General features: G+C 61.5%; 20 protein-coding genes and 1 tRNA gene. 2 read left to right on the forward strand and 19 right to left on the reverse strand.

The window, feature by feature from the left end; translation table 11 throughout:
* From E8A46_RS28820 to E8A46_RS28890, 15 genes are all read right to left on the reverse strand, one after another.
* A partial coding sequence (locus E8A46_RS28820) for a GTP-binding protein (protein ID WP_291568418.1) occupies positions 1–358 on the reverse strand: 358 nt, incomplete at its 3' end.
* Between the two features lie 31 nt (positions 359–389).
* On the reverse strand, positions 390–860 hold the full coding sequence (gene rpsG / locus E8A46_RS28825; RefSeq protein WP_291568420.1) for a 30S ribosomal protein S7: 471 nt from the start codon (positions 858–860) through the stop codon (positions 390–392).
* 15 nt (positions 861–875) lie between these two features.
* On the reverse strand, positions 876–1247 hold the full coding sequence (rpsL, locus tag E8A46_RS28830; RefSeq protein WP_011473880.1) for a 30S ribosomal protein S12: 372 nt from the start codon (positions 1245–1247) through the stop codon (positions 876–878).
* Between the two features lie 755 nt (positions 1248–2002).
* Positions 2003–4006 carry an ABC transporter ATP-binding protein gene (locus tag E8A46_RS28835; protein WP_291568427.1) on the reverse strand — a complete coding sequence of 668 codons (2004 nt, stop codon included), beginning with the start codon at positions 4004–4006 and terminating at the stop codon, positions 2003–2005.
* 127 nt (positions 4007–4133) lie between these two features.
* Positions 4134–6188, reverse strand: a complete 2055-nt coding sequence (locus E8A46_RS28840) for an FAD-dependent oxidoreductase (protein ID WP_291568429.1) — start codon at positions 6186–6188, stop codon at positions 4134–4136.
* A gap of 202 nt (positions 6189–6390) precedes the next feature.
* Positions 6391–10590 (reverse strand): DNA-directed RNA polymerase subunit beta', encoded by a 4200-nt coding sequence (gene rpoC, locus E8A46_RS28845; protein WP_291568431.1) that lies wholly within the window; start codon positions 10588–10590, stop codon positions 6391–6393.
* Positions 10591–10721: 131 nt separating this feature from the next.
* A complete protein-coding gene (rpoB, locus tag E8A46_RS28850; RefSeq protein ID WP_291568433.1) occupies positions 10722–14843 on the reverse strand; it encodes a DNA-directed RNA polymerase subunit beta in 4122 nt (1373 codons plus the stop codon).
* Between the two features lie 521 nt (positions 14844–15364).
* The gene (rplL, locus tag E8A46_RS28855; RefSeq protein WP_079571038.1) at positions 15365–15736 is read right to left on the reverse strand and encodes a 50S ribosomal protein L7/L12; all 372 of its coding nucleotides are present in this window, start codon (positions 15734–15736) and stop codon (positions 15365–15367) included.
* Positions 15737–15790: 54 nt separating this feature from the next.
* Positions 15791–16309, reverse strand: a complete 519-nt coding sequence (rplJ, locus tag E8A46_RS28860) for a 50S ribosomal protein L10 (RefSeq protein ID WP_291568437.1) — start codon at positions 16307–16309, stop codon at positions 15791–15793.
* A gap of 573 nt (positions 16310–16882) precedes the next feature.
* Positions 16883–17836, reverse strand: coding sequence for a 2-hydroxyacid dehydrogenase (locus E8A46_RS28865; RefSeq protein ID WP_291568439.1), 954 nt, complete (start codon positions 17834–17836; stop codon positions 16883–16885).
* Positions 17837–17946: 110 nt separating this feature from the next.
* Positions 17947–18639 (reverse strand): 50S ribosomal protein L1, encoded by a 693-nt coding sequence (gene rplA, locus E8A46_RS28870; RefSeq protein WP_291568442.1) that lies wholly within the window; start codon positions 18637–18639, stop codon positions 17947–17949.
* Between the two features lie 6 nt (positions 18640–18645).
* The gene (gene rplK / locus E8A46_RS28875) at positions 18646–19074 is read right to left on the reverse strand and encodes a 50S ribosomal protein L11 (protein ID WP_008136439.1); all 429 of its coding nucleotides are present in this window, start codon (positions 19072–19074) and stop codon (positions 18646–18648) included.
* Between the two features lie 227 nt (positions 19075–19301).
* Complete coding sequence (gene nusG / locus E8A46_RS28880; protein WP_291568444.1) at positions 19302–19832, reverse strand: transcription termination/antitermination protein NusG; 531 nt, start codon at positions 19830–19832, stop codon at positions 19302–19304.
* Between the two features lie 23 nt (positions 19833–19855).
* Positions 19856–20047 (reverse strand): preprotein translocase subunit SecE, encoded by a 192-nt coding sequence (gene secE, locus E8A46_RS28885; RefSeq protein ID WP_291568446.1) that lies wholly within the window; start codon positions 20045–20047, stop codon positions 19856–19858.
* Between the two features lie 273 nt (positions 20048–20320).
* Positions 20321–20396: transfer RNA gene (locus E8A46_RS28890), tRNA-Trp, on the reverse strand.
* 165 nt (positions 20397–20561) lie between these two features.
* On the opposite strand from E8A46_RS28890, the gene E8A46_RS28895 reads away from it, so the two are divergent.
* Positions 20562–21788 (forward strand): serine hydrolase domain-containing protein, encoded by a 1227-nt coding sequence (locus E8A46_RS28895; RefSeq protein WP_291568448.1) that lies wholly within the window; start codon positions 20562–20564, stop codon positions 21786–21788.
* Positions 21789–21813: 25 nt separating this feature from the next.
* On the opposite strand, the gene E8A46_RS28900 is transcribed toward E8A46_RS28895, so the two are convergent.
* The 4 genes from E8A46_RS28900 to E8A46_RS28915 form a co-directional block, all read right to left on the reverse strand.
* Complete coding sequence (locus E8A46_RS28900; RefSeq protein ID WP_363252791.1) at positions 21814–23679, reverse strand: fused MFS/spermidine synthase; 1866 nt, start codon at positions 23677–23679, stop codon at positions 21814–21816.
* Positions 23680–23769: 90 nt separating this feature from the next.
* Positions 23770–24039 carry a hypothetical protein gene (locus E8A46_RS28905; protein ID WP_291568450.1) on the reverse strand — a complete coding sequence of 90 codons (270 nt, stop codon included), beginning with the start codon at positions 24037–24039 and terminating at the stop codon, positions 23770–23772.
* Positions 24040–24158: 119 nt separating this feature from the next.
* Complete coding sequence (locus E8A46_RS28910; protein ID WP_291568452.1) at positions 24159–24926, reverse strand: SDR family oxidoreductase; 768 nt, start codon at positions 24924–24926, stop codon at positions 24159–24161.
* 57 nt (positions 24927–24983) lie between these two features.
* Positions 24984–25691, reverse strand: coding sequence for a histidine phosphatase family protein (locus tag E8A46_RS28915; protein WP_291568454.1), 708 nt, complete (start codon positions 25689–25691; stop codon positions 24984–24986).
* Positions 25692–25927: 236 nt separating this feature from the next.
* On the opposite strand from E8A46_RS28915, the gene E8A46_RS28920 reads away from it, so the two are divergent.
* On the forward strand, positions 25928–26713 hold the full coding sequence (locus tag E8A46_RS28920) for an SDR family oxidoreductase (RefSeq protein WP_291568456.1): 786 nt from the start codon (positions 25928–25930) through the stop codon (positions 26711–26713).
* Positions 26714–26794 lie beyond the last annotated feature (81 nt).

Genomic DNA, 26794 nt, shown 5'->3' on the forward strand with positions numbered 1-26794 from the left:
AGACCGTTTCGGTTTGCGGCTCGACGCCCTGGTTGGAATCGAGCACGCACACCGCGCCGTCAAGCACGCGCAAGCTGCGCTCGACTTCGATGGTGAAGTCGACGTGACCGGGGGTGTCGATGATGTTCAGACGCTTGCCGTTCCAGAACGCGGTGGTCGCGGCGGAGGTGATCGTAATGCCACGCTCCTGCTCCTGCTCCATCCAGTCCATCGTCGCGGCACCTTCGTGCACTTCGCCGATCTTGTGGCTCTTGCCGGTATAATAAAGGATGCGCTCGGTGGTCGTGGTCTTGCCGGCATCGATATGCGCCATGATACCGAAATTGCGGTAGTCCTCTATGGCATGAACGCGGGGCATGGGTTGTTCCTTAAGATCCGTTGTTTCGCCGTTACCAGCGATAGTGCGAGAAGGCCCGGTTGGCTTCCGCCATCCGATGCACGTCTTCCCGCTTCTTGACGGCGTTTCCCCTGCCATTCGACGCGTCGAGCAACTCGGCCGAGAGCCGCTCCGTCATCGTCTTTTCATTGCGCTCGCGCGCTGCCGTGATGATCCAGCGAATGCCGAGCGCCTGGCGGCGCACCGTGCGAACTTCGACCGGCACCTGATAGGTGGCGCCGCCGACGCGGCGCGAGCGAACTTCGATCGTCGGCATCACGTTTTCCAGAGCCTGCTCGAAAATCGGCAGCGGGCCCTGCTTGATCTTGGCTTCGATCAATTCGAGCGCACCGTAGACGATGCTCTCGGCGGCAGATTTCTTGCCGTCGTACATGACCGAGTTCATGAACTTCGTAATGACGATGTTCCCGAACTTCGGATCCGGGTTCACTTCACGCTTTTCAGCAGAATGGCGGCGCGACATCTGGTCTGTTCCCGATTATTTCGGACGCTTCGCGCCGTACTTCGAACGGCGCTGCTTGCGGTTCTTGACGCCCTGGGTATCGAGGACGCCGCGGAGAATGTGGTAGCGCACGCCAGGCAAATCCTTGACGCGGCCGCCGCGGATCATGACCACGGAGTGTTCCTGAAGGTTATGGCCTTCACCGGGAATGTAGCCGATGACTTCGAAACCATTGGTCAGGCGCACCTTGGCGACCTTGCGGAGCGCCGAGTTCGGCTTCTTCGGGGTCGTGGTGTAGACGCGCGTGCACACGCCGCGCTTCTGCGGCGACTGCTGCAGCGCCGGCACCTTCTTGCGCGACTTCTGTACGACGCGTGGACTTGCGATCAGCTGGTTGATCGTCGGCATGTCAGCCTTCACCCTTTAGTTCGCGCGAAACCGGGAAACGGCTCCGCAAATTCGTTCTGGGACCACAGGTCCCATCCGGCCGCCTCGCGCGATAACACCGCGCAAAGCGAAATCGCGCCAACCGCTCATTGCTGAGCAGAAAGCGCTTCGACGCCACAGAGGACCGCGGTCGCGATTGATCAGCGTGGGCTGGTCATTCAGATACCGAGGTCATGCATCCGATCAATCCCGAGGGGACTTGCCCACGAAAACCAAGATCGTCCTGGCATTGCCTAGCTATAATCGACAGCGTTTGAGCGTCATTCGTCGAGGCTGGTGCCCGCCGCAAACCCCGGAATCAAAAGGGGTTCGAAGGGGTGGTCCGTTCCGACACAAGCGAAGCTCACCGCCTGTCGTTGAGTGCGCGGGTTCTATCGGCGCAGCATGGCCAAGTCAAGGCGAAACGACAACGCAAGAACGCCTCTGCCGCTTGCGGAATCGGTCGATCGCGCGGACTCGATCCGCCCTCCCAAAGCGAGGCATGGCCAGCCAGATCCCAGCAAAATTGGCATTTTACCCGGGTAATATCTGGGGAAATGCTCTCTGCGATTGAAATCTATGTCACGAGCAATCTAAAGCTACGTCAGCTTTCCCTGCTGTCCCCGATCGGATCCCGGCTATCGGACGCAACGGCAGTCGCTGGGCGCACCTCCGGCGTGGGGCGATGACGGCATTTTACGGCGGCGAGCCATCCGAATCAGCGCGGCGCAGCGCACTCAGTCCTCGTCATCATCATCGTCGTCGTCCTGATCGGCCGCTTCATGCGGCTTGCGGCTCTGATCGTCCCAGAGCTTTCGATAGATGCCATTGGCCGCAAGCAGCTTGGCATGCGTGCCGCGTTCGATCGCCCTGCCGCCTGAAATCACGATGATCTCATCCATCTCGACCACCGAGGTGAGGCGGTGGGTCGAGAAGATCATGGTGCGGCCCTTGGCCAGCTTCAGCAGAGTCTTGTTGATGGCGGCTTCCGTCGTCTGGTCGAGCGCCGAGGTCGCCTCGTCCAGCAGCAGGATCGACGGATCGCGGACGATCGCGCGCGCGATCGCGATGCGCTGGCGCTGCCCGCCCGACAGCGTATCGCCGCGCTCGCCGACCGAGGTGTCGTATTTCTGCGGAAGGCTCATGATGTAGCGATGGATTTCGGCCCTGCGCGCCGCCTCCTCCACCTCCTTGTCGGTCGCACCTTCCTTGCCGAGACGGATATTTTCCCGAATCGACATGTTGAACAGCATGTTTTCCTGGAACACCACGGCCATGCTCTTGCGTAGCGATTCGCGGGTCACCTTGCGGATATCGACGCCATCGATGGTCACGCGCCCTTCATCCGGAACATAGAGGCGAAGAATCAGATTGAGCAGCGTGCTCTTGCCGGAACCGCTGGGGCCGACGATGGCGATGCTCTTTCCGACATTGAGCTTGAGACTGAGATTGTCGAGAACCGGCGTCTCGCTGCCTTCGTACTGGAAGGTCACATGATCGAAGGTGATGTCGTTGGTGATGCGCGGCAGATCCGGCGCGCCGGGGCGATCGGCGCCGCGGGTCGGCTCGTCCAGCATCTCCTGAATATGGCGCACCGCGGCCGCCGACTGGATCGAGACCGGGATGAAATGCATGATGTGGGCGATGTTGTAGGAAACCTCCCAGAACGCGCTTTCGAACGTCACGAAGGTTCCGATCGTGATCTGGCCCTTGGTGGCGAGATAGGCGCCGAGTGCGAGCACCACGAGGTGCAGCAACAGCACCGAGATCGTGACCGTGCGTTCGACCATGGTCGACAGGAACGCCGCCGACGCGATCTTCCGGCGCGCCTCGTCGTTGCGCAGGGTGAACCAGCCGAGGGTGCGGCGCTGCAGCATGAACGCCTTGATCACCGCCTGGGTGGCGATGTTTTCCTGCACCATGCCGAGCAGCGCGGATTCGTTGAGCTTCTGCTCGTAATTCGCCTGCACCGCCTTCGGCGTCAGGATCCGCGGGCCGATCAACGTGATCGGGAACACCAAGAGCGAGATGACGGCCAGATGCCAGTTCAGGAACAGCATCAGGATGATGCCCGCGATCAATTCGAAGAACGGCAGCGCCGCGCTGTTGGCAAAACCCTTGATCGACCCTTCGAAGGCGGACATGTCGACCGAAAACCGCGACAGAATCTCGCCGCGCTTGGTGCGCGCGAAGAAGGCCGAGGGCAAATTCTGGACGTGCTCGAACAACAGCGTCCGCACGTCCGAAATCAGGGATGCCGCCAGTTTGGCGTCCCAGCGCTCGTACCAGACCGCGATGATCGAGGTGAGGATTCCGGCCGCCGCCAGCACCGATAGAATCTTGATCAGCGCCTCGAAATCCTCTTCGCCGAGCGCGTCGTCGATCAGAAACTTGAGGCTCAGCGGCATGATGACGTTGAACAGCGTCTCGACCAGCACGCCGAGGCTGACAAATGTCAGTATTTTCTTGTAGTTCTTCAGGAATGGTTTGACGAACGCGTAGATCGTCGCCAGCGCGCCGGCGGCTTCCTTGGCGGTATAAACAACGAGATCCTCGTCATCCTCATCGTCTTCGAGCTCAAGCTCGTCATCATCGTCGTCGTCGTCGGGCGGAGACGCCGTCTTGTCGCCGGCTGCTCGAACGAAAGCGCCGGCCACCGGCGTTTCATCGGCCTCCGGCACAACCGGATCGTCCGCGGAAGCGGCTAACCGGTCATCCGGTGATGGAGGCTTGGACGCCATGAAACCAACCGATGCTGCACGGCCGGCATGACCGCAAAATCGAGCGAGGTAGCGCACCGCGCCACCCGTCGATCCTATGCGATTGGCGCGCGTTCAGCAAAATAATTGGAACAACGGGGACTGTCGGCTAGTCCTCGGCCGCGACCTTGTCGAAGAACGAGTAACGGAGACTGTCGGAGTCCGCATACCACTGCCCGGGACCCCTGTTGGCGGCAAGCGTCGCCGCCCACAGCGCGTCGGTGCAGTCGCGGCGATGCATCGAGAGATCAAATCCGTTGCTGAAGAACAGCTCCGACCATTCCCACCAGGTACCGAGCTTCCTGACCCCGCGTAAGAGGTCGTAACGATCAATCAGCTCCGGCGCCATGTCCGATGTCACCGATCCGAACACCACGCCGGTCTTGACGACACGGTTCAGCTCGCGAACGGCGCCGGCGACCCGCTTTTCCGCGACATGGCACAGGCTGGTCTCGAACACGAAATCGAACTCGCCGTCCCGAAACGGCATATCCACGATCGATCCAAGCTTGTTGAACTTCTTCAGCTGCTTCGGCGTCCTGGCGTGGATGGCGCGGTTGTTCTCAATGCCCCAGGCATCAATTCCGCGGGCGCGCAGCGCTCCCACCAGTTCGCCGCTGGCCGATCCGGCCACCAGCAGCTTGTAACCCCTGGCCCGGCTCCAGACGATCTTGATCAGATCCGTCAGATAGGCGGGATCGGTAAACCGGCTCCAGGCCTCGCTATAGGGCCCTTGCCCGCGATAATTTGCGAAATAGGCGCGATCGATCTTGTCGGACGCGGGCGTCGCCCCCTCCCTGCGCGCGCGGCGCAACCGCATCATTTCGGTGACAATGATATCGGTGGCGGCATCGGAGGAATCCAGCAATCCGTTCAGCGTTGAATCGAACAGATAATCGCCGACCACGACCAGGCCGGGATGCTGTTTCGGATCGGGCCGGTGATTCGTCATCACGTCGCGCGCCGGCATGCCGCCGGGGAGCGCATTCACCGACGACAGCCAGCGATGGGTCTTGCCCTCCAGAAAATGCGCACGCGCGTCGCCGAACGAGGCCGGTAGAGACTTCAGCGCGGCGTCGATCAGCTCCTGATCGCCGAGATTGGCGAACGCCAGCGCATCGGACCCGGCGATCAGCCAGTTCAGGACCCCGTGCTTGCCGACGTCGTGGCGGGAGCCTTCGTTATAAACGCAGCAGCCGCCAAAGGCCTCCGACATGAACCATGAGCCGGGAATCCTGTCGCCCCAGAACGGCGCATCGAACAGGATCGAAATCCGCAGATAATGCGCGGGCCGGTCAAAATAGGCGATGTGCTTGACCATCGACTGGCGCAACTGCTCGCCGTCCCAGCCCATGGTGGCGAGCCAGGAGTGCGGCAGACACACCAGCACCAGATCGAAATCCCTGGTTTCCGGCCCCTTGCCGTTCATCATGTTGAGCCGGTAACGGCCGGCCGCGGTCTTGCCGACCTTAAGCACCCGGTGATTGAGCTGGATATCGGCATCGACCTCGGACTGCAGGCATTCGATCAGCTGCTCGTTGCCGTTCTGGATCGAATAGAGGCCAATATAGCCGTCGACATCCATCACGAAGTTCTTCAGCGCATTCAAGCCATTGGTGTTGTGGGGCTCGGTGGCGATATCGGAGCGCGCCATCACCTTGAAGAAGCGCTTGGCGGTGGCGTCGTCGACCTCCCTGTCGAGCAATTGCTCGGCGGTGATGTAGGCCCATGGATGCTCGTTGTCGTGCGCGCCGACGCCTTCGTAATATTCCGCCGGCGACACCATCTCGGCACAGCGCTTGCGGAACGCCTCGATCGCGTCCGCCGTCTTCGCCCCGTATTTGCGGCGCATGCCCGGCACGTCGTTGAGGAGTTCGCCGTCGAGCTGGACCTGCTCGGCATCCATCGGGATCGTCTGCAGGCCAAAATGCTGGATCAGTTCGCGCAGCGGGTCGGGGCCGGTCATCGAGTAATCGTAGATCTCGGCGACGCCGGCCTCGTAAATCGCAGGCGCAGAATCGAATTTGCGCGTGAGAATCTTGCCGCCGACACGGTCGGACGCCTCAAAAATGGTGACGCGGCAAAGTTCGCCCAGTTTCTTTTTGAGATACCAGGCACTCATCAGGCCGCCCGGCCCGCCCCCAACGATTGCTAGATCCAACATCTGTTTCCGTATATTTCCGGCCCCCGCCGCGCTCCGTCGCCCGCTGCCGAGGGCGCGGCCTAAGTCGTTTTGGACGAAGCGCTTTTTTCCCTGAAGGAAAGATGAACAAACAACGATAGCAGAACCGGAATAGCCGAAAAATAGTAAAAAAGGCCGGCTTTCGCCGGCCTTTCCCGTAAAATTGCGGGTCGATGTGACCTAATTATTCCGCCGGCGGCAGCGCCAGCGGCTCGACTTCCGGCGCCGCCGGCACGATCGCGGCCTGTTTCTCGCGCTCGTCGAGAATCAGCTTGTCGCGCTTGACGGCGACTTCGCGAATCTTGGCCATCGAGGCGCCGGTACCGGCCGGAATCAGCCGGCCGACGATGACGTTCTCCTTGAGGCCCTCCAGCGGGTCCACCTTGCCGTTGACGGCGGCTTCGGTGAGCACGCGCGTGGTCTCCTGGAACGAGGCCGCCGAGAAGAACGAGCGCGTCTGCAGGCTCGCCTTGGTAATGCCGAGCAGCACCGGCGTTCCCGTGGCGGGCTTCTTGCCCTCTTCCTTGGCCTTGGCATTGAGCTGATCGAACTCGATCTTGTCGATCTGCTCGCCCGAGATCATGTCGGTATCACCCTGCTCCGTGATCTCGACCTTCTGCAGCATCTGACGGACAATCACTTCGATGTGCTTGTCGTTGATCAGCACGCCCTGCAGCCGGTAGACCTCCTGGATTTCGTTGACCAGATAGGCAGCGAGTTCCTCGATGCCCTTGATCGCCAGAATGTCGTGCGGCGCCGGATTGCCCTCGACGATGAAATCTCCCTTTTCGACGATATCGCCGTCCTGCAGATGGATGTGCTTGCCCTTCGGGATCAGGTACTCGCGCGGCTCCTCGTTCTTGTCCATCGGCTCGATCGAGATGCGGCGCTTGTTCTTGTAGTCGCGGCCGAAGCGGATGGTGCCCGCGATTTCCGCGATGATCGCCGCGTCCTTTGGCTTGCGGGCCTCGAACAGTTCGGCAACCCGCGGCAGACCGCCGGTGATGTCACGGGTCTTGGCGCTCTCGGTGGAGATACGCGCCAGGATGTCGCCGGTCTTGACCTTGGCACCGACATCGACCGACAGAATCCCATCGACCGAAAGCATGTAGCGGGCCTCACCGCCACGCGCGAGCTTGAGGATCTTGCCGTCCTTGCCCTTGACGACGATCGCCGGGCGCAGATCGGCGCCGCCCCGCGTCGTGCGCCAGTCGATCACGACACGCTTGGCGATACCGGTGGATTCGTCGAGCGTTTCCGAGATCGACTGTCCCTCGACGATGTCCTCGAACCCGATGGTGCCCTCGACTTCGGTCAGAACCGGGCGGCTGTAGGGATCCCACTCCGCAATGCGCTGACCACGCTTGACCATGTCGCCTTCGTCGACATGCATGCGCGCGCCGTACTGGATGCGGTGGGTCGCACGCTCGGTGCCGTCGGAGTCGGTGATCGCAACGACCATGTTGCGGACCATCGCGACCAGATGACCCTCGCTGTTCTTCGCGATCGCCTTGTTCTTGATCGTCACCTTGCCGTCGAAATTCGACTCGACGAACGATTGCTCGTTGATCTGGGCCGCGCCGCCGATGTGGAACGTCCGCATCGTCAGCTGGGTACCGGGTTCGCCGATCGACTGCGCCGCGATGACGCCGACCGCCTCGCCGTGGTTGACCGGTGTGCCTCGGGCGAGATCGCGGCCGTAGCACTTGCCGCAGATGCCGTTGACGAGTTCGCAGGTCAGTGCCGAGCGAATCTTCACTTCCTGGATGCCGGCCTGCTGGATGGCGTCGACATGGGTCTCTTCCATCAGCGTGCCGCGCTTGACCACGATCTTGTTGGTCGCGGGATCGCGCAGATCCTCACCCGCGGTGCGGCCGAGGATGCGCGACGCCAGCGAGGCGACGACGGTGCCGGCATCGATGATGGCGCGCATCTTGATGCCGAGCTTGGTGCCGCAATCGTCCTGCGTGATGATGCAGTCCTGGGCGACGTCGACCAGACGACGCGTCAGGTAGCCCGAGTTGGCGGTCTTCAGCGCGGTATCCGCGAGACCCTTGCGGGCACCGTGGGTCGAGTTGAAGTATTCGAGCACCGACAGACCTTCCTTGAAGTTGGAAATGATCGGCGTCTCGATGATCTCGCCCGACGGCTTCGCCATCAGGCCGCGCATGCCGGCGAGCTGACGCATCTGCGCCGGCGAACCGCGCGCGCCCGAATGGGCCATCATGTAGATCGAGTTGATATCGGCCTCGACGCCCTTGGAGTTCTTCTTGGTCGAGGAGATTTCCTTCATCATCTCCTTGGCGATTTCTTCAGTGGCCTTCGACCAGGCGTCGACCACCTTGTTGTACTTTTCGCCGTGGGTGATCAGGCCGTCATTGTACTGCTGCTCGAAATCCTTCGCCAGCGTACGCGTGGTTTCGACGATCTTCCACTTGCCGTGCGGCACCACCATGTCGTCCTTGCCGAACGAGATGCCGGCCTTGAACGCATTGTAGAAGCCGAGCGCCATGATGCGATCGCAGAAGATCACCGTCTCCTTCTGACCGCAGTGACGATAGACCTGATCGATCACGCCGGAGATTTCGCGCTTGGTCATCAGCTTGTTGATGACGTCGAACGGAATCTTGGGCGACCTCGGAAGCACGTTGCCGAGCATGACGCGGCCGGCGGTGGTCTCGATCCAGCGCTTGACCGGCTTGCCGTGCTCGTCATCGCCCTGCCAGCGATACTTGATCTTGGTGTGGAGGTGGATGACCTTGGCGTGCAGGGCATGTTCGATCTCGGCCATCTCGCCGTAGAGCTTGCCTTCGCCGGGCAACCCCTCGCGCATGATCGAGAGATAATACAGGCCGAGCACGATGTCCTGCGACGGCACGATGATCGGCTGACCATTGGCCGGATGCAGGATGTTGTTGGTCGACATCATCAGCACGCGCGCCTCGAGCTGCGCTTCCAGCGACAGCGGAACGTGCACGGCCATCTGGTCGCCGTCGAAGTCGGCATTGAACGCCGCGCACACCAGCGGATGCAGCTGGATCGCCTTGCCTTCGATCAGGACCGGTTCGAACGCCTGGATGCCGAGGCGATGCAGCGTCGGGGCGCGGTTCAGCAGCACCGGATGCTCGCGGATCACCTCGTCGAGGATATCCCAGACCTCGGGACGCTCCTTTTCGACCAGCTTCTTCGCCTGCTTCACGGTGGTGGAGAGACCTTTGGCGTCGAGCCGCGAATAGATGAACGGCTTGAACAGCTCGAGCGCCATCTTCTTCGGCAGGCCGCATTGATGCAGCCGCAGCTCGGGACCGACCACGATCACCGAACGGCCCGAATAGTCGACGCGCTTGCCGAGCAGGTTCTGCCGGAAGCGGCCCTGCTTGCCCTTCAGCATGTCCGCCAGCGACTTCAGCGGGCGCTTGTTGGCGCCGGTGATGACGCGGCCGCGGCGGCCGTTGTCGAACAGGGCGTCGACCGCCTCCTGCAGCATGCGCTTTTCATTGCGGATGATGATGTCGGGCGCGCGCAGCTCCATCAGCCGCTTCAAGCGGTTGTTGCGGTTGATGACGCGGCGGTAGAGATCGTTGAGATCGGAGGTCGCGAAGCGGCCGCCGTCGAGCGGCACCAGCGGCCGCAGGTCCGGCGGAATCACCGGCACCACGGTGAGGATCATCCACTCCGGCTTGTTGCCGGAATAGCGGAACGCCTCGACGATCTTCAGACGCTTGGCAAGCTTCTTGTGCTTGATGTCGGATTCGGTTTCCTGCATCTCGGCGCGCAGGGAGACCTCGAGCTTTTCGAGCTCAAGCCCCTTCAACAGCTCGCGGATCGCTTCGGCGCCGATCATGGCGGTGAAGCTGTCCTGGCCGTATTCGTCCTGCGCCTTCAGATACTCGTCTTCCGACAGCAGCTGACGGTCCTTGAGCGCGGTCAGACCGGGCTCGAGAACGACGTAGTATTCGAAATACAGAATCCGCTCGAGATCCTTCAGCGTCATGTCGAGCAGAAGACCGATGCGGGACGGCAGCGACTTCAGGAACCAGATATGCGCAACCGGGGCGGCCAGTTCGATATGGCCCATGCGCTCGCGCCGGACCCGCGACAGCGTCACTTCGACCGAGCACTTCTCGCAGATGATGCCCTTGTACTTCATGCGCTTGTACTTGCCGCACAGGCACTCGTAGTCCTTGATCGGCCCGAAGATACGGGCGCAGAACAGACCGTCACGCTCGGGCTTGAAGGTACGGTAGTTGATGGTCTCCGGCTTCTTGATCTCGCCGTAGGACCACGACAGAATCTTCTCCGGGGACGCGATTGAGATCCGGATCTGGTCGAAGACCTGAGCCGGCGTCGTCGGATTGAAGAGATTCATAATTTCTTGGTTCATGGTCTTCTCCTCGCGTGCCGATCGTCACCGGCAGCAAATTCGAAATTTCTGGTAGCCACGCGCCCCGCTCAACGTCCGAGCGCAGCGCGTCATGCCCGGCGCAAAGCGCGCCGGGCATGACGCTTTTTGAGTTACTCGGCCGCCTCGGATGTGGCGCCGCCCTGCTTCGAGTTGTGCAGGTCGACGTTGAGGCCCAGCGAACGCATTTCCTTGACCAGGACGTTGAACGATTCCGGGATGCCCGCCTCGAACGTGTCGTCGCCGCGCACGATCGCCTCGTACACCTTGGTACGGCCGGCGACGTCGTCCGACTTCACGGTCAGCATTTCCTGGAGCGTGTACGCCGCGCCGTAAGCCTCGAGCGCCCACACTTCCATTTCGCCGAAACGCTGGCCACCGAACTGCGCCTTGCCGCCCAGCGGCTGCTGGGTCACGAGCGAGTACGGTCCGATCGAACGCGCATGGATCTTGTCGTCCACGAGATGATGCAGCTTGAGCATATAGATGTACCCAACCGTCACCTTGCGGTCGAAGGCGTCGCCGGTCCGCCCGTCATAGACGGTGGATTGTCCGGAGGCATCGAGACCGGCAAGCTTCAGCATCTCCTCGATGTCGGCTTCCTTGGCGCCGTCGAACACCGGCGTCGCGATCGGCACGCCGTGGCTCAGATTGCGCCCGAGCTCCATCAGTTCGCTGTCGTTGAGCGATTTGATGGTTTCATCGTCGCCATAGATCTTCTTCAAGGTCTCCTTCAGCGGCTTGAGATCCTGCTTGGCGCTGGCAAGGTAGGCGTCGACCGTCTGGCCGATGCGCTTGCCGAGGCCGGCGCAGGCCCAGCCGAGATGGGTTTCGAGAATCTGACCGACGTTCATGCGCGAAGGCACGCCGAGCGGATTGAGCACGATGTCGGCATGGGTGCCGTCCTCGAGGAACGGCATGTCCTCGATCGGAACGATCTTGGAGACCACGCCCTTGTTGCCGTGACGGCCCGCCATCTTGTCGCCGGGCTGAATCTTGCGCTTCACCGCGACGAAGACCTTGACCATCTTCATCACGCCGGGCGGCAATTCGTCGCCACGCTGCAGTTTCTCGACCTTGTCGAGGAAGCGCTGTTCAAGGCCCTTCTTCGATTCGTCGTACTGCTTCCGCATCGCCTCGATTTCGGCCATCAGCTTGTCGTTGGGAGAAGCAAACAGCCACCATTGCGAACGCGGATGCTCGTCGAGCACCGCGCGCGTGATCTTGGTGTCCTTCTTGAATCCCTTCGGACCGGCGATGCCCTGGCGGTTTTCCAGAAGCTCGGCGAGGCGGCCATAGACGTTGCGGTCAAGGATCGCCTGTTCGTCGTCGCGGTCCTTGGCAAGACGCTCGATCTCTTCCCGCTCGATCGCCAGAGCGCGCTCGTCCTTGTCGACGCCATGCCGGTTGAAGACCCGGACTTCGACGATCGTGCCCTGCACGCCCGGAGGCACGCGGAGCGAGGTGTCGCGAACGTCGGAGGCCTTTTCGCCGAAGATGGCGCGCAGCAGCTTTTCTTCCGGCGTCATCGGGCTCTCGCCCTTCGGCGTGATCTTGCCGACCAGGATGTCGCCGGCGCGGACTTCGGCGCCGATATAGACGATGCCGGCCTCGTCGAGGTTCTTCAGCGCTTCTTCCGAAACGTTCGGAATGTCGCGGGTGATTTCCTCAGGACCCAACTTGGTATCGCGGGCCATCACCTCGAATTCCTCGATGTGGATCGAGGTGAAGACGTCGTCCTTCACGATTCTTTCGGAGAGCAGGATCGAGTCTTCGAAGTTGTAGCCATTCCACGGCATGAACGCGACCAGCACGTTGCGGCCGAGCGCGAGTTCGCCAAGGTCGGTCGAGGGACCGTCGGCGATGATGTCGCCCTTGCGCACCACGTCGCCCACCTTCACCAGCGGACGCTGGTTGATGCAGGTCGACTGGTTGGAACGCTGGTATTTCATCAGCCGGTAGATATCGACGCCCGACTTGGTCGGATCGAGATCCTCGGTGGCGCGGATCACGATACGGGTGGCGTCGATCTGGTCGATCACGCCGGTCCGGCGCGCCGCGATCGCAGCGCCGGAGTCGCGCGCGACCACGCCTTCCATGCCGGTGCCGACGAACGGCGCCTCGGCGCGCACCAGTGGCACGGCCTGACGCTGCATGTTGGAACCCATCAGCGCGCGATTGGCGTCGTCGTTTTCCAGGAACGGAATCAGGGCCGCGGCGACCGAGACCAGCTGCTTCGGCGACACGTCCATGTAGTCGACCTTGTCCGGCGTGATCATCAGCACGTCGCCGGAATGGCGGCAGACCACGAGGTCGTCGGTAAAGCGGCCGCGATTATCCAGCGCGACGTTCGCCTGCGCGACGTGATAGCGGCCTTCCTCCATCGCCGAGAGATAGACCACCTCGTCGGTGACGCGGCCGTCCTTGACCTTGCGATAGGGCGTTTCGACGAAGCCGTATTTGTTGACGCGCGCAAACGTCGCGAGCGAATTGATCAGGCCGATATTCGGGCCTTCCGGCGTCTCGATCGGGCAGATCCGGCCGTAATGCGTCGGATGCACGTCGCGCACCTCGAAGCCGGCGCGCTCGCGGGTCAGGCCGCCCGGGCCAAGCGCCGACAGGCGGCGTTTGTGGGTGATTTCAGACAGCGGGTTGGTCTGGTCCATGAACTGCGACAGTTGCGACGAGCCGAAGAACTCGCGCACCGCGGCGGCCGCCGGCTTGGCGTTGATCAGGTCCTGCGGCATCACGGTGTCGATATCGACGCTGGACATCCGCTCCTTGATCGCGCGCTCCATGCGGAGCAGACCGATCCGGTACTGGTTCTCCATCAACTCGCCGACCGAGCGCACACGCCGGTTGCCGAGGTGATCGATGTCGTCGATCTCGCCCTTGCCGTCGCGCAGATCGACCAGCGTCTTGATGACGGCGAGAATGTCTTCCTTGCGCAGCGTGCGATGGGTATCGGGCGCATCGAGTTCGAGGCGCATGTTCATTTTCACGCGGCCGACCGCGGACAGGTCGTAGCGCTCGCTGTCGAAGAACAGCGACTGGAACATGGTCTGGGCCGAGTCGATGGTCGGCGGTTCACCGGGGCGCATCACGCGGTAGATGTCGAACAACGCATCTTCACGCGTCATGTTCTTGTCGGCGTGCAGGGTGTTGCGGATATAGGCGCCGACATTGACATGGTCGATGTCGAGCAGCGGCAGCTCCTTGTAGCCGTGCTCGTTGAGCGCCTTCAGCGACTTCTCGGTGATTTCCTCACCAGCCTCGGCATAGATTTCACCGGTTTTCGGGTTGACGAGGTCTTCGCCAAGGTAGTTGCCGACCAGTTCCTCATCCGACAGGCGCAGCGCCTTCAGGCCCTTTTCCTGGAACTGCCGTGCGGCACGCACGGTCAGTTTCTTGCCGGCCTCGAGCACCACCTTGCCGGTGTCGGCGTCGATCAGGTCGTTGATCGTGGAGTAGCCACGGAAACGGGTGGCGTCGAACGGCACGCGCCAGCCATCCTTGGTCCGCTTGTAATTGATCTTCTTGTAGAACGTCGACAGGATGGTCTCGCCGTCGAGCCCGAGCGCGAACATCAGCGACGTCACCGGAATCTTGCGGCGGCGATCGATGCGCGCAAACACGATGTCCTTGGCGTCGAACTCGATATCGAGCCAGGAGCCGCGATAGGGAATCACGCGCGCGGCAAACAGCAGCTTGCCCGACGAATGGGTCTTGCCCTTGTCGTGATCGAAGAACACGCCGGGCGAACGATGCATCTGCGAAACGATGACGCGCTCGGTGCCGTTGACGACGAAGGTGCCGTTCATGGTCATGAGCGGAATGTCGCCCATGTAGACGTCCTGCTCCTTGATGTCCTTGACCGACTTCGCACCGGTTTCTTCGTCGATATCGAACACGATCAGGCGCAGCGTCACCTTCAGCGGCGCCGCATAGGTCATGCCGCGCTGGCGGCACTCATCGACGTCGTATTTCGGCGGTTCGAATTCGTAGCGGACGAATTCCAGCATCGAGGTGCCGGAAAAATCCGAGATCGGGAACACCGACCGGAATACCGCCTGCAAGCCTTCGTCGAGCCGCCCGCCCGGGGGTTCGTCGACCATCAGGAACTGGTCATAGGACGCCTTCTGAACCTCGATGAGGTTCGGCATCTCTGCGACTTCCTTGATGTGTCCGAAAAACTTGCGAACGCGTTTGCGACCGGTGAACGTCTGCTGCGCCATCGTGGCCTCTCATTTCGTCGCCCGTCAGGGGCGAACCTTCCGGAGCGCGATTCGCATCGCCCCCGGGTTGAATTTCGATTCGTTCCTAAGCCAGCCCGGGAGCCCAATGTCAGGATTTAAATCCTGAATCGAAGTATCAGACCTTAAGAACGCAAAACGACGCGCGGGGCGCTTGACCGCACCCGCCCGTCTCAACCTGCCTCGTCACGGACTGAAAAAGCCCGAAATTGCCTGTCTCCCAACGGCCTGCGCAGAAACGTTGCCGTCCCTCGCGCCCACCGTGCTTTCGTGCTGCCGTCCCGATATGGGATGGCAATCGTGGAAATTCGAGGGGCAAGCCCGCCAATCCCCACACATTCCTGTGTACAACGTGGTTCCAAGGGAACTCCTTGACCACGTCGTTTTTCGTCCGCCCTGCCCGTTCGTCATGGCCGGGCTTGACCCGGCCATCCACGTCTTTGGCGAGGCGATCCCCGGGTCGCGCGTGGCTCGCCCGGGGATGGAATTGAAGCAAGCTCCGCTTACTTCAATTCCACCTTGGCGCCAGCCTTTTCGAGCTGGGCCTTGATCTTCTCGGATTCGTCCTTGTTGACGCCTTCCTTGACAGCCTTGGGCGCGCCTTCGACGAGGTCCTTGGCTTCCTTGAGGCCGAGACCGGTGATGGCACGGACTTCCTTGATGACCTCGATCTTCTTCTCGCCGGCGGCGACAAGCATGACCGTGAACTCGGTCTTTTCTTCTGCGGGCGCAGCGGCGGCGGCGGCCGGACCGGCCACCGCAACGGCGGCAGCGGCGGACACGCCCCACTTTTCTTCAAGGAGCTTTGCGAGCTCGGCGGCTTCGAGCACGGTGAGGCTCGAGAGGTCGTCAACAATCTTCTGTAAGTCGGCCATTGATCTGTTTCCTTAAGCGTATTGGTTCGAACCAGGTTTGAATTGCGAAGGGGGTCAGGCCGCTTCGCTCTTTGAGGCATAGGCCTGAACGACGCGCGCGAGCTTGGCCGCGGGCGCAGTCGTGAGCTGGGCGATCTTGGTCGCCGGCGCTACCAGGAGGCCGACGATCTTTCCGCGCAACTCATCGAGCGACGGCAATGCGGCAAGCGCCTTGACGCCGTTTACATCCAGGACGGTTTTACCCATCGATCCGCCGAGAATGACGAACTGCTCGTTCGTCTTGGCGAATTCGATGGCAACCTTCGGCGCCGCTACCGGATCGTTTGAAGTCGCGATCACGGTCGGCCCCTTCAACAGGGAGCCGATGGCAACGACGTCTGTGCCTTCAAGAGCAATTTTGGCGAGACGGTTCTTCGAGACCTTCACCGATGCGCCCGCCTGCTTCATCTGCATGCGCAGCTTCTGCATCTGGGCCACGGTGAGGCCGGAATAGTGGGCGACGACCGCCACGCTGGTGGTCTTGAACAGACCGTTCAGCGCCTCGACCGCGTCCTTTTTTGCCGCTCTTTCCACAGCAAGCTCTCTCCGGTTGGCGGCCTTTGCCTGATGGCAGGACCGCCGGGTTGCACCCATCGTCCCGCCCTAAACCTGACCTCGAGACATTCCCGTCTCCAGACACGTCGGGCAGAACGACATTTGAAAAGCCTGCCCTCCCGAACCTGATGGCGCGGGGTGTCGAGGTTCGAACCATATCCGCCGCCCGTCGCGCCAGGCGCGACGTAAAGCAAAATCCGGTCTTCACCCGTCTATGCAGGCAATCAATTAAGCCATTGAAGAAACTTACGTTTCGTCGTCGGCGCCTGCAGTCTTGGACAGGACCGAGGCACGCCGGCAAGCCGACCCACCCCTGCCCGCATCTGTTCCAAAACGACGGTTCCCCTTCCTTTCGAGCAATCCATGCGGATGTCCTGAAAGGAATGATCTCCTATCGTATCGGGTTTTCGGAATGCGAACACAGACGTGCCAGCAACAGCCAGCACGCCCGGAAGGCGCTCTTTAACGAGTCTTTCCGGGCTTGCCAAGGACTAATTCGCGCCAATTCCGCCCATCGCAATCTCCGAGAAATAGGAGCCGAAATCGCCCGATTCAGGCGGCCTGGACCTCAAAGGGCAGCGGCCTCTCTGCGAAAAACGCCTCGAGATTGGCGATGACGCAGTCCTGCATCGCGATATGCGACTCGATGGTGTGGCCGCCGACATGCGGGGTCAGCACGACATTCGGAAACGCCGTCAAGGCGTCCGGCGCGTGCGGCTCCTTCTCGAACACGTCGAGACCGGCGCCTGCGATGGCATTGTCCGCAAGCGCCGCGACCAGGGCCGCTTCATCGATCACCGAACCGCGGGAGATGTTGACGACATAGCCGTCCTTGCCAAGTCTTTGCAGGATGGCGGCATCGACCGCGTGATGGGTATCGGCGCCGGCGCGAACGGCGATCATCAGAACGCTGCACCATTCCGCCAACGCCTCCAGGCTCGGCAGATATTGATAGGGAACGTCGTGCCGGCTGCGGCTGAAATAGCCGACTTCGGTCTCGAAGCTGGCTACGCGCGCAGCGATCTTGCGGCCGATCTCGCCCATGCCGTAGACGCCGACGCGGCGGCCGGGATTGCCGGGTTGCGGCCGCAACAGCGGCGAAGGTTTTGCGGCGGCCCAGCTGCCGTTGCGCACAAACTCGTCGGCCGGCAGCAGGCGCCGCGTCACCGCCAGCATCAAGGTGACGGCGAGGTCGGCGACGGCGGCGGCATTGGCAGCCGGGCTGTGGCCGACCGCGATTTTTCGTTTGGCGGCGGCCGCAAGATCGACCCCGTCATAACCGGTGCCGTAGCAGACGATCGCGCGCAACGACGGCAGCATATCCAGCACCGCCGCCCCGAGCGGCGTGCCACCGGCCGTGATCAGCGCTCGGACCCCGGAAAGCTGCTCTGCGGTGAAAACCTCGGCCGGCGGCTTGCCGGCGGCATCCATCAGGTCGAAGCGCTGTCCGATCCGCACCATCATCGCCTTGGGAAAGCGCGAATAGATCAAGACCTTGTCGGGCATGCTTTGTCTTTCACGTTATCGCCGGATCGCTGTCGACATCCTCATAAACAAAGAGCGGAATCGGTTGCCCAATTCCGCCCTTGCTTTGTCTCAAGCCGTTCTCAGGAATTCTAGCCGAGCAGGGTTCCCGGCTCAACCTTGACGCCCGGCCCCATGGTCGAGGAAACCGCCACGCGCTGGATGTAGGTGCCCTTGGAACCTGCGGGTTTTGCCTTGGCGACCGCGTCGGCAAGCGCCTTGACGTTCTGCACCAGCTTCTCTTCCGAGAACGAGGCCTTGCCGATGCCGGCCTGCACGATGCCGGCCTTCTCGACGCGGAACTCGACCGAGCCGCCCTTGGCGCCCTTCACGGCATTGGTGATGTCCATCGTCACCGTACCGATCTTGGGGTTGGGCATCATGCCGCGCGGTCCGAGCACCTTACCAAGGCGGCCAACCAGCGGCATCATGTCGGGGGTGGCGATACAGCGGTCGAAGTCGATCTGACCGCCCTGCACTTTCTCGACCAGATCCTCGGCACCGACGATATCTGCGCCCGCGGCCTTGGCTTCCTCGGCCTTGGCGCCGCGCGCGAACACGCCGACCCGCAAGGTGCGGCCGGTGCCGTTCGGCAGCGTCACCACGCCGCGAACCATCTGATCGGCGTGACGCGGATCGACGCCGAGATTGATCGCGATCTCGACGGTCTCGTCGAACTTCGAGGTGGCGCGCGCCTTGACCATCTTGATGGCGTCCACGAGCGGATAGAGCTTCTCGCGATCGACGCCCTCGCGGGCCTTCTTCAAACGTTTTCCGATTGCCATGACCCGTTACCCCGCAACTTCAAGACCCATCGAACGGGCGGAGCCCTCGACCATCTTCATGGCCGACTCGATGGTATCGCAATTGAGATCCTTCATCTTCTTCTCGGCGATCTCGCGCACCTGCGCTTTGGTCACCTTGCCGGCCTTGTCGCGGCCCGGGGCTTTCGACCCGGACTGGATTTTGGCGGCCTGCTTGAGGAAGAACGACATCGGCGGGGTCTTCATCTCGAAGGTGAAGGAACGATCGGCATAGATCGTGATCACCACCGGGATTGGGGTATTCTTCTCTTCCTTCTGCGTCTGCGCGTTGAACGCCTTGCAGAATTCCATGATGTTGAGGCCGCGCTGACCAAGCGCGGGGCCGATCGGGGGAGAAGGATTCGCCGCACCGGCCGGCACCTGCAATTTCAGGTATCCGGTCACTTTCTTTGCCATATGTCACTCCTCATGTTGCTCCGGATCAGCCCGGAAGCTTCACAGGACCGTGGTGCGGTTCGCATGACGGCTGGCGACCGTCAGTCTCCTTCCACGGTTCTTTGGAAGCGTCACCGCTTCCACTGTCGTCATGCCCGGACTTGATCCGGGCATCCATCAAGCTTCGTGAGATGCATTCTTACGAGGCAGATGGATTGCCGGGTCAAGCCCGGCAATGACGATAACGATCAGACCTTCTCGACCTGACCGAATTCCAGTTCGACCGGCGTGGCGCGTCCGAAGATCGACACCGCGACCTTCACCCGCGAACGCGCCTCGTCGATTTCCTCGATCACGCCGGAGAACGACGCGAACGGCCCATCGGCCACCCGCACATTCTCGCCGATCTCGAACGACACCGACGCCTTCGGGCGTTCCACGCCTTCCTGCACCTGATGCAGGATTCGCATGGCCTCGGCTTCCGAGATCGGCATCGGCTTGTTTTCCGCGCCGAGGAAACCCGTCACCTTCGGGGTATTCTTGATAAGATGAAAGGCTTCGTCGGTCAGCTTCATCTTGACCAGGACATAACCCGGGAAAAACTTGCGCTCGGCGTCGATCTTGCGGCCACGGCGCACTTCGGTGACCTTTTCGGTCGGCACCAGCACCTGCTCGAACAGATCGTCAAGCCCGCGCTGCTTGGACTGCTCGCGGATCGACTCCGCGACCTTCTTTTCGAAGTTCGAATAGGCGTGAACGATATACCAGCGCTTGTCCATCGTCTGTGTTCCGGCGCTTGCCATCAGTGAATACCGAGCAAAAAGGTGACAACCAGGCGGATGATTTGATCCGAGGCGAAAAAGAAAACCGAAGCCAGCGCCACCATCACGAATACCATGATCGTGGTGATCGTGGTCTCGCGGCGTGTCGGCCAGGTGACCTTGGCGGTCTCCGAACGCACTTCCTGCAGGAATTTGAACGGGCTGAAAGCCATCGTTGATGAGATCCGCGTTGTCAGAGGATTTTCAAGGTTTTAGCAAATCCGAACAGCCCTCTAGCGCCCAGCCCTCTTTTGAAGGATGAGCCGGCAAGCGGGCTCGATTGTTCGGGGGAATTCAAAGCCGCGCCGGATATCCGTCAAAGCGGGCCGGCAGCAGGTGGCGGCTATTTACTGCGCAACCCGCCAAAGGTCAAGCTGCGTGGAACCGAGGCCAGGTCGCCCGGTTCGAAAGGCCACGGCTGGATCCATCAAAATCAAGGGTTCGGCTGGCAGGAGTGGCAGGGCTCGAACCTGCGACCCCCGGTTTTGGAGACCGGTGCTCTACCAATTGAGCTACACTCCTGTGAGGACCGGACGTCGCCGCCGATCCGCGCCGTTTCAAGCATAGGCCATGGCCGGATTGCAAGGCCGAAGCGGTTAACGCCTGTTCAACCCAGCTGTTCTGCGCCAGACTTCGGGATATCCCAACGATACCACCCGGCCCACAATAAGAGCAAAGGGAAAGACCATGACCGCGCAGTCCGCCGCCAAGCACGCCCCTGCCCCGCAGACCCCGGCGCTGCCCCAGGCCAAGCCGGAATCGCTCGGGCTCTCGCAGCCGCGGCTGCAGCGCATGTCGGACGCCTTCAAGCGCGAGATCGACAGGGGAACCATCCCCGGCGTCACCATCCTGGTGGCCCGGCGCGGCCAGATCGGCTGGTTCGAGGCGCTCGGCCGGCAGAGCCCGGCAGCCGCCGCGCCGATGGCGCTCAATTCGATCTTCCGAATCTTCTCGATGACAAAGCCGATCGTCTCGATCGGCATCATGATGCTGCTCGAAGACGGCCATTTCCTGCTCAGCGACCCGATCGCCAAGTTCATTCCGGAATTTGGCAACCAGAAGGTCGGCGTCGAGAACAACGGCCAGCTCGATCTCGTGCCTGTGAGCCGGCCGATCACGATCCAGGATCTGCTGCGGCACACTTCCGGCATCACTTACGATCACACTGGCAACGGCCTGGTGCAGCAGCTGTATCAGCAGTCGCGGCTGCGCAGCCGCAAGATCAGCAACGCCGAACATGCTGCTCTGGTCGCGAGCCTGCCGCTGGTGTGCCAGCCGGGCGCCGAGTGGAACTATAGCCGTTCCACCGACATCCTCGGGCGCCTCATCGAGGTCGTCACCGGCAAGACGCTGGGCGCGTTCCTGACCGAACGCATTCTGGCGCCGCTGCAAATGGCCGAGACCGCGTTTCACACCGGCGCGGAGAACACAGATCGTCTCGCCGAACCGTTCGCAACCGATCCCTGGACCAGCGAAAAGGTCCAGCTCTTCGACATGCTTGAAAAGCCCGTGATGCAATCCGGCGGCGGCGGCCTGGTCTCCACCACTATGGACTACGCACGGTTCTGCCAGATGCTGCTCAATGGCGGAACCCTCGACGCCGTCAGGATCATCGGCCGCAAGACACTCGAACTGATGACTTCCGATCATCTCGGCCCCGGCGTCAAAATCCAGGCGGGTAACCTGATGCAACCCGGCATCGGCTTCGGCCTTGGCTTTGCCGTGCGCACCCAGCAGGGCCTGGCGCCCTTCCCCGGCTCGGTCGGCCAGTACTTCTGGAGCGGCATGGGCGGAACGTTCTTCTGGATCGATCCCAAGGAGGAGTTGTTCGCCGTGTTCATGTCGCAGGGCCCGGGCCAGCGCGAATACGCCCGGACGCTGGTGCGCAACTTGGTGTACGCGGCGGTGGATTGAGATAGCACGCATGCCGCGCAACCAATCATTCAAGACCGAGCGGGTGACGCCATTCGGTCCCCATGTTGTTGTCCGTCACGGGTAACTGGCCGGCCGTTCGGGTAAGGATCTGCGGGCAGCCTTCTATTAGATCCTGCGAACCCCGATCGACAGACGTAACGGCTTCGAGCAATGCCTGATCTTGAGAGTTTTGCGGATTGAACTGCCTTTTGCCGTCGATAACGTAAGCTGCAAGCGTCTGCCGCCAACGAGCGAAATTCCAGTCGATCGGGGTATCCGATACAACCATATGATTGGTAAAGCGCGCTCCATAAGGGAACGCCAAACAGGCGGTTCGCTGCACCCGCGCGGAATCCGTTGTATTGTAGAACGCTATTCCCTGCGGATTGAGATGCTGCCTGACCAATTCAAGAAACTCCGCCGACAGCAGGTTGGTGGTGTTGGCCCGAAAATTCCAGGTCGTATTGGATACGATCGCATCAAAGCGCCGTTCGGGATGATGCCGCAACCAGCGCCGGCCGTCATCGGTGATGATGGTGACTTTCGGGTTGCGGAGCACCGAAGCGACCTCGGACTCCTCTTCGATCAGGGTAAGGTATCCTCGATTGATCTCCACGATCGTAAGCGACTGCACGGCGGGGTTATTTGCGATCACCTGCGCCCACGACCCCGAAGACAATCCGATCATGAGAACGTCGCGCGGCGCGCCGTGAACCAGGCTCAGTGCATAGGGCCGGATGATTCCGTTTCGATCATCCTGCAATCGAACATTGAATCGCCCGTCATACATTCCGTTGCCGAACACGGTGCCGTCGGTGTCCACGGTGATGATGCCGCTGCGGTTCTCTACGACCTGGGCGAAGGCGTGATCGAGATTGGTTCTGTAGAGCAGGTTTTCGAAAACGCGATGTGACATCGAGGGAACCGCGACAAGCGCGATCGCCAGCACACCGGCCGCACCGGCCATCCGCCTCAGCCGTTCCGGGCGGGCGATATCGAGCATGGCGATAAGGGAAAGCGCGCAGACAGCGCCGGCAATCGCTAGCCCCAGGGCGATTTGCACCAATGTCAGGTAATTCGTCAGAACAAAGCCCGTAACAATGGCCCCCGCCGCAGAACCAAGGATGTTGGAGAAATAAAGCAGCGACGTCCGCATTCCGGCCCGATCGTCTGCCGGGATCCCGAATTGGGCCAGGTACGGCAACAATGAACCCCAGCGCCGCGCAATCAGATAGACGAACAGCAAGGCGACGGCGAAGACACCGCGGCCAAGCCAGGCAAAATGCGCCATCAAGGGCAGAAACATCAAGCCGACGAGATTGGCAAAAACGAGTTCATCGGCAGCCTTGCGCATGGCGTCGACTGGACGCAGCGTCTCGCAAACGTTCCCGGCACTTCGCGCGCCGCCGGCGATACCAACCAGGAAGCATGCCAGCGTGATGGCAAAGGCGGTTGCACTGGACCCGGAAGCATAAGAGATCGTCCGGAACAGGAATATTTCGTAAGACAACGAAATAAATCCCCCCAGCGCAGCCAGCAGCAGCACCTGACGGAGGCCAAGGACGGCATCGCCACTACGATGACCGGAAACCGCTCCCGCGGGAATCGCATCGTTGCGATCAAACGCGTGGGCGAGCATTGCTCCGGCAGCGACCATCACGTTGAAGCCGACTGCCGTGAAAACCGCACCGCGCATCCCGAGAAACGGAAACAGCACGCCGCAGCATACCAGGCAGGCCGCGCCGGCCCCCATCGTGTTGACATAATAAAGCAAGCCGACGGCGCCGCCGACCTCCCCCGAACGCCTGACAAGATGTGAAACCAAAATCGGCAGGGTGGCACCCATCAGTAATGTGGGAATGAGGACCAGCAACAGATTGACCAGCGCCATCGCCGGCAGCGACCAATCAACGATCAACGCGCCGACCTGCTCGAACACACCCAGCGATACGACTCCGAAAGCGGCTGTCCCCAGTTCAATCTAAGCCAGCAATGGGAGAAGGCGGATTTTCTGTCGTTTCGAGAGCCATCCGCCGGCAAGGCTACCAAGGCCCAGTCCGAGCATGAATGCCGAGACCACGATAGTGACCGATTCCGAATTTACCCCGAAGATACGGAAGAGTTCTCGCTGCCAGGTCAATTGATAGATTAGTGCCGGAAATCCGGAAAAGAAGAACAAGACGCAAAGAGTTCTGGTCCATGCGGCGCCGCGAGCGGTAGTGCCTACCGCGGGTAAATCGAGCGTCGTCATGCGTCCTCCCGAGGGAAAACCGCAATCCTAGGGACAATTGGTCAATCAATTGTTGCGGGACAGCCTTAACTCCATCGGAATATCCGGGACCTTCACGCCCCCCTCCTTCCAAAAACCCTTCAGCTGATCGTCGCGCCGCCGTCGATCACGATGGTCTGCCCAGTCATGAAGGTGCCCGCGCTCGAGGCGAGAAACACCGCCGCGCCGGCGATTTCGTCGGGCTCGCCGATCCGCAGCAGCGGCGAACGCGCGGTGGCGGCCTTCAGCGTTTCCGGATTTTCCCACAAGGCGCGGGCAAAATCGGTCTTGATCAGGCCGGGTGCAATGCAGTTGACGCGGATGTTGTGCGGGCCGTATTCGCAGGCGAGGTTGCGCGCCAGCTGCATGTCGGCGGCCTTGGAAATCGCATAGGCGCCGAGCACCGTCGAGCCCTTGAGCCCGCCGATCGACGAGATAATGGTGATTGATCCGTCCTTGCGCTCGATCATCTGCGGCACCACCAGCGAGATCAGCCAGTGATTGGCGACGATGTTGTTGTCGAGAATCTTGCGGAACTGATCGTCGGAAATTCCGGCCTGCGGCCCGTAATAGGGATTGGACGCGGCGTTGCAGACCAGCGTGTCGATCCTGCCGAACACGCGGGTGGTTTCCTCGACCAGATGTTTCAGGTCGTCCTTGGTCGAGATGTTGGCGGCCAGCGCCAGCGCGACCTGCTTGCCGGCCTTGTCGTTGATCGCCTTGGCCACCTCATCGCAGACCGCCTGTTTGCGCGAGGAGATCACCACCTTGGCGCCGTGCTCGGCCATCCGCTCGGCGATGGCGCGGCCGATGCCGCGCGAGGAGCCGGTGATGACGGCGACTTTTCCCGATAGATCGAACAAGGTCATGTCTCACTCCCGTTGTGTTGATCCGGCGGCGGATGCGCCGGTTTTGTTTTGGTCGGGTCAGGCCAGCTTGCTGGCGGTTGCGATCTCCGGTCCCGCCGGCTGGTGCATCGCGTTATGCGCGGCGTCGGCGATCCATGGCTGCTGGTTGACCATCGGAAGCCGCCAGCTGCTGTGGTCGGCGCTTGCGAAGTGATCGAGCCGGGTCACCGAACAATTGTCGATATCGAAAGCGAGGCCCTTTTCAGGCTGGCCGCCGAGCGCAAGACCAAGCGCGGCCTTGATGGTGCCGCCATGCGCCACGGCGATCACGTCCTTGCCGGCCTGCTCAACATTGATTTGATCGATGGCGCGACATGCGCGGTTATAGAGGTCCATGAAACTCTCGCCGCCTGGCGCGGGCTGGTCGATATCGGCAAACCAGTGGCTGCCGACCGGCCGGCTGGCGAGGAACGCGGCGCGATTCATCCCCTGCCACTGTCCCAGATGCTGTTCGGCAAAGGCCACCTCCTTGGTCATCGTCGCGGGCCTCGGAAAGCCGGTATCCCAGATCGCTTGCGCGGTCTGATGCGTGCGCATCAGACTGCTCGCATACCAGACCGCGCCGCGCGGCAGGATTTTTGCCACCGCCTCGAACACCTTGCGATCGCCGGTGTCGCAGGCGATATCCTTCTGCCCGTAGATATTGCCACCGTCGCTGCGCACCGGCGCGTGGCGCACCCACCACCACCGCGTCGTGACGACTGCTGGTTTGCCTGGATTGGACATCGCGACGACCCTCTAATACTGTCGCGTGTCCTACGTGAGGGCACGCGTCATCTCAAGTCACTTGGTCTCTCGTCTCAACTCTCACTCGGCCCCAAGCGGCTTTGCGTGTTTGAAATCTTGTTTGAAAATCGGACAGGTCGCAAGTCAATCTATCTTGCAGGCCGATCTGTCTTGACGCGGTTTCTTCACGCCTTGATGAAGAACGCCATGGATAAAACTTAAGCAGGGAGATTCGCATGGGCCGCCTCGAAGGCAAATCCGTCATCATCACCGGCGCCGGCAGCGGCATCGGGCGCGCGGCGTCGCTGCTGTTCACCAAAGAAGGAGCAAAACTGATCGCGGTCGACCGCAGCGAAGCCGTCAAGGAAACCGTCGCGCAGGTCCGCAAGGCCGGCGGCACCGCGGAAGCCGTGATCGCCGATGCCGGTTCCGAAAAAGATGTCATCGCCTTCATCGACAAGGCGGTCTCCAGCTTCGGACGGCTCGATGCGATCTGGGCCAATGCCGGGATCAGCGGCGGACTGGTGCCGCTCGCCGAGCAGACCGTGGAACACTGGCAGGAGATCCTGCGCATCAATCTGATCGGCCCGTTCCTCGCCATCAAATATTCGATGCCGCACATGATCAAACAGAAATACGGCTCGATCGTCTGCACCGCGTCGGTGGCGGGCCTGAAATCCGGCGCCAGCGGCCATCCCTATGCGGCGAGCAAGGCGGGCGTCATCAGCCTGGTGCAGACGTCGGCCTATTCGCTGTCGGGCACCGGCGTGCGGATCAATGCGGTATGTCCCGGCCTGATCGAGACCGGCATGACCAAGCCGATCTTCGACAATGCGAGGGAGCGCGGCACCGACGGCAAGATCGGCCAACTCAATCCCTTGAAGCGCGCCGGCCAGCCGCACGAACTCGCGGCGATGGGACTGTTCTTGGCGAGCGACGACGCCTCCTACGTCAACGGCCAGGCCATCCCGGTCGACGGCGGCCTCACCGCCTCGATGCCGTATGCGGGCAAACCGATCTAGCGGTCTCGTCATTGCGAGCGTTAGCGAAGCAATCCATCGTGCAGCAAGGAAGCGTCGATTGCTTCGTCGCTTCGCTCCCTT

The sequence above is a fragment of the Bradyrhizobium sp. genome (assembly GCF_004799445.1).
Taxonomy (GTDB): Bacteria; Pseudomonadota; Alphaproteobacteria; order Rhizobiales; family Xanthobacteraceae; genus Bradyrhizobium.

What these genes read in the sequence shown, in the direction of transcription:
- rpsG (WP_291568420.1), bottom strand. Translation starts at nt 860, where the DNA reads ATGTCGCGCCGCCATTCTGCTGAAAAGCGTGAAGTGAACCCGGATCCG.
- rpsL (WP_011473880.1), bottom strand. Translation starts at nt 1,247, where the DNA reads ATGCCGACGATCAACCAGCTGATCGCAAGTCCACGCGTCGTACAGAAG.
- E8A46_RS28835 (WP_291568427.1), bottom strand. Translation starts at nt 4,006, where the DNA reads ATGGCGTCCAAGCCTCCATCACCGGATGACCGGTTAGCCGCTTCCGCG.
- E8A46_RS28840 (WP_291568429.1), bottom strand. Translation starts at nt 6,188, where the DNA reads ATGTTGGATCTAGCAATCGTTGGGGGCGGGCCGGGCGGCCTGATGAGT.
- rpoC (WP_291568431.1), bottom strand. Translation starts at nt 10,590, where the DNA reads ATGAACCAAGAAATTATGAATCTCTTCAATCCGACGACGCCGGCTCAG.
- rpoB (WP_291568433.1), bottom strand. Translation starts at nt 14,843, where the DNA reads ATGGCGCAGCAGACGTTCACCGGTCGCAAACGCGTTCGCAAGTTTTTC.
- rplL (WP_079571038.1), bottom strand. Translation starts at nt 15,736, where the DNA reads ATGGCCGACTTACAGAAGATTGTTGACGACCTCTCGAGCCTCACCGTG.
- E8A46_RS28865 (WP_291568439.1), bottom strand. Translation starts at nt 17,836, where the DNA reads ATGCCCGACAAGGTCTTGATCTATTCGCGCTTTCCCAAGGCGATGATG.
- rplA (WP_291568442.1), bottom strand. Translation starts at nt 18,639, where the DNA reads ATGGCAATCGGAAAACGTTTGAAGAAGGCCCGCGAGGGCGTCGATCGC.
- rplK (WP_008136439.1), bottom strand. Translation starts at nt 19,074, where the DNA reads ATGGCAAAGAAAGTGACCGGATACCTGAAATTGCAGGTGCCGGCCGGT.
- nusG (WP_291568444.1), bottom strand. Translation starts at nt 19,832, where the DNA reads ATGGACAAGCGCTGGTATATCGTTCACGCCTATTCGAACTTCGAAAAG.
- secE (WP_291568446.1), bottom strand. Translation starts at nt 20,047, where the DNA reads ATGGCTTTCAGCCCGTTCAAATTCCTGCAGGAAGTGCGTTCGGAGACC.
- E8A46_RS28895 (WP_291568448.1), top strand. Translation starts at nt 20,562, where the DNA reads ATGACCGCGCAGTCCGCCGCCAAGCACGCCCCTGCCCCGCAGACCCCG.
- E8A46_RS28900 (WP_363252791.1), bottom strand. Translation starts at nt 23,679, where the DNA reads ATGGCGCTGGTCAATCTGTTGCTGGTCCTCATTCCCACATTACTGATG.
- E8A46_RS28905 (WP_291568450.1), bottom strand. Translation starts at nt 24,039, where the DNA reads ATGACGACGCTCGATTTACCCGCGGTAGGCACTACCGCTCGCGGCGCC.
- E8A46_RS28910 (WP_291568452.1), bottom strand. Translation starts at nt 24,926, where the DNA reads ATGACCTTGTTCGATCTATCGGGAAAAGTCGCCGTCATCACCGGCTCC.
- E8A46_RS28915 (WP_291568454.1), bottom strand. Translation starts at nt 25,691, where the DNA reads ATGTCCAATCCAGGCAAACCAGCAGTCGTCACGACGCGGTGGTGGTGG.
- E8A46_RS28920 (WP_291568456.1), top strand. Translation starts at nt 25,928, where the DNA reads ATGGGCCGCCTCGAAGGCAAATCCGTCATCATCACCGGCGCCGGCAGC.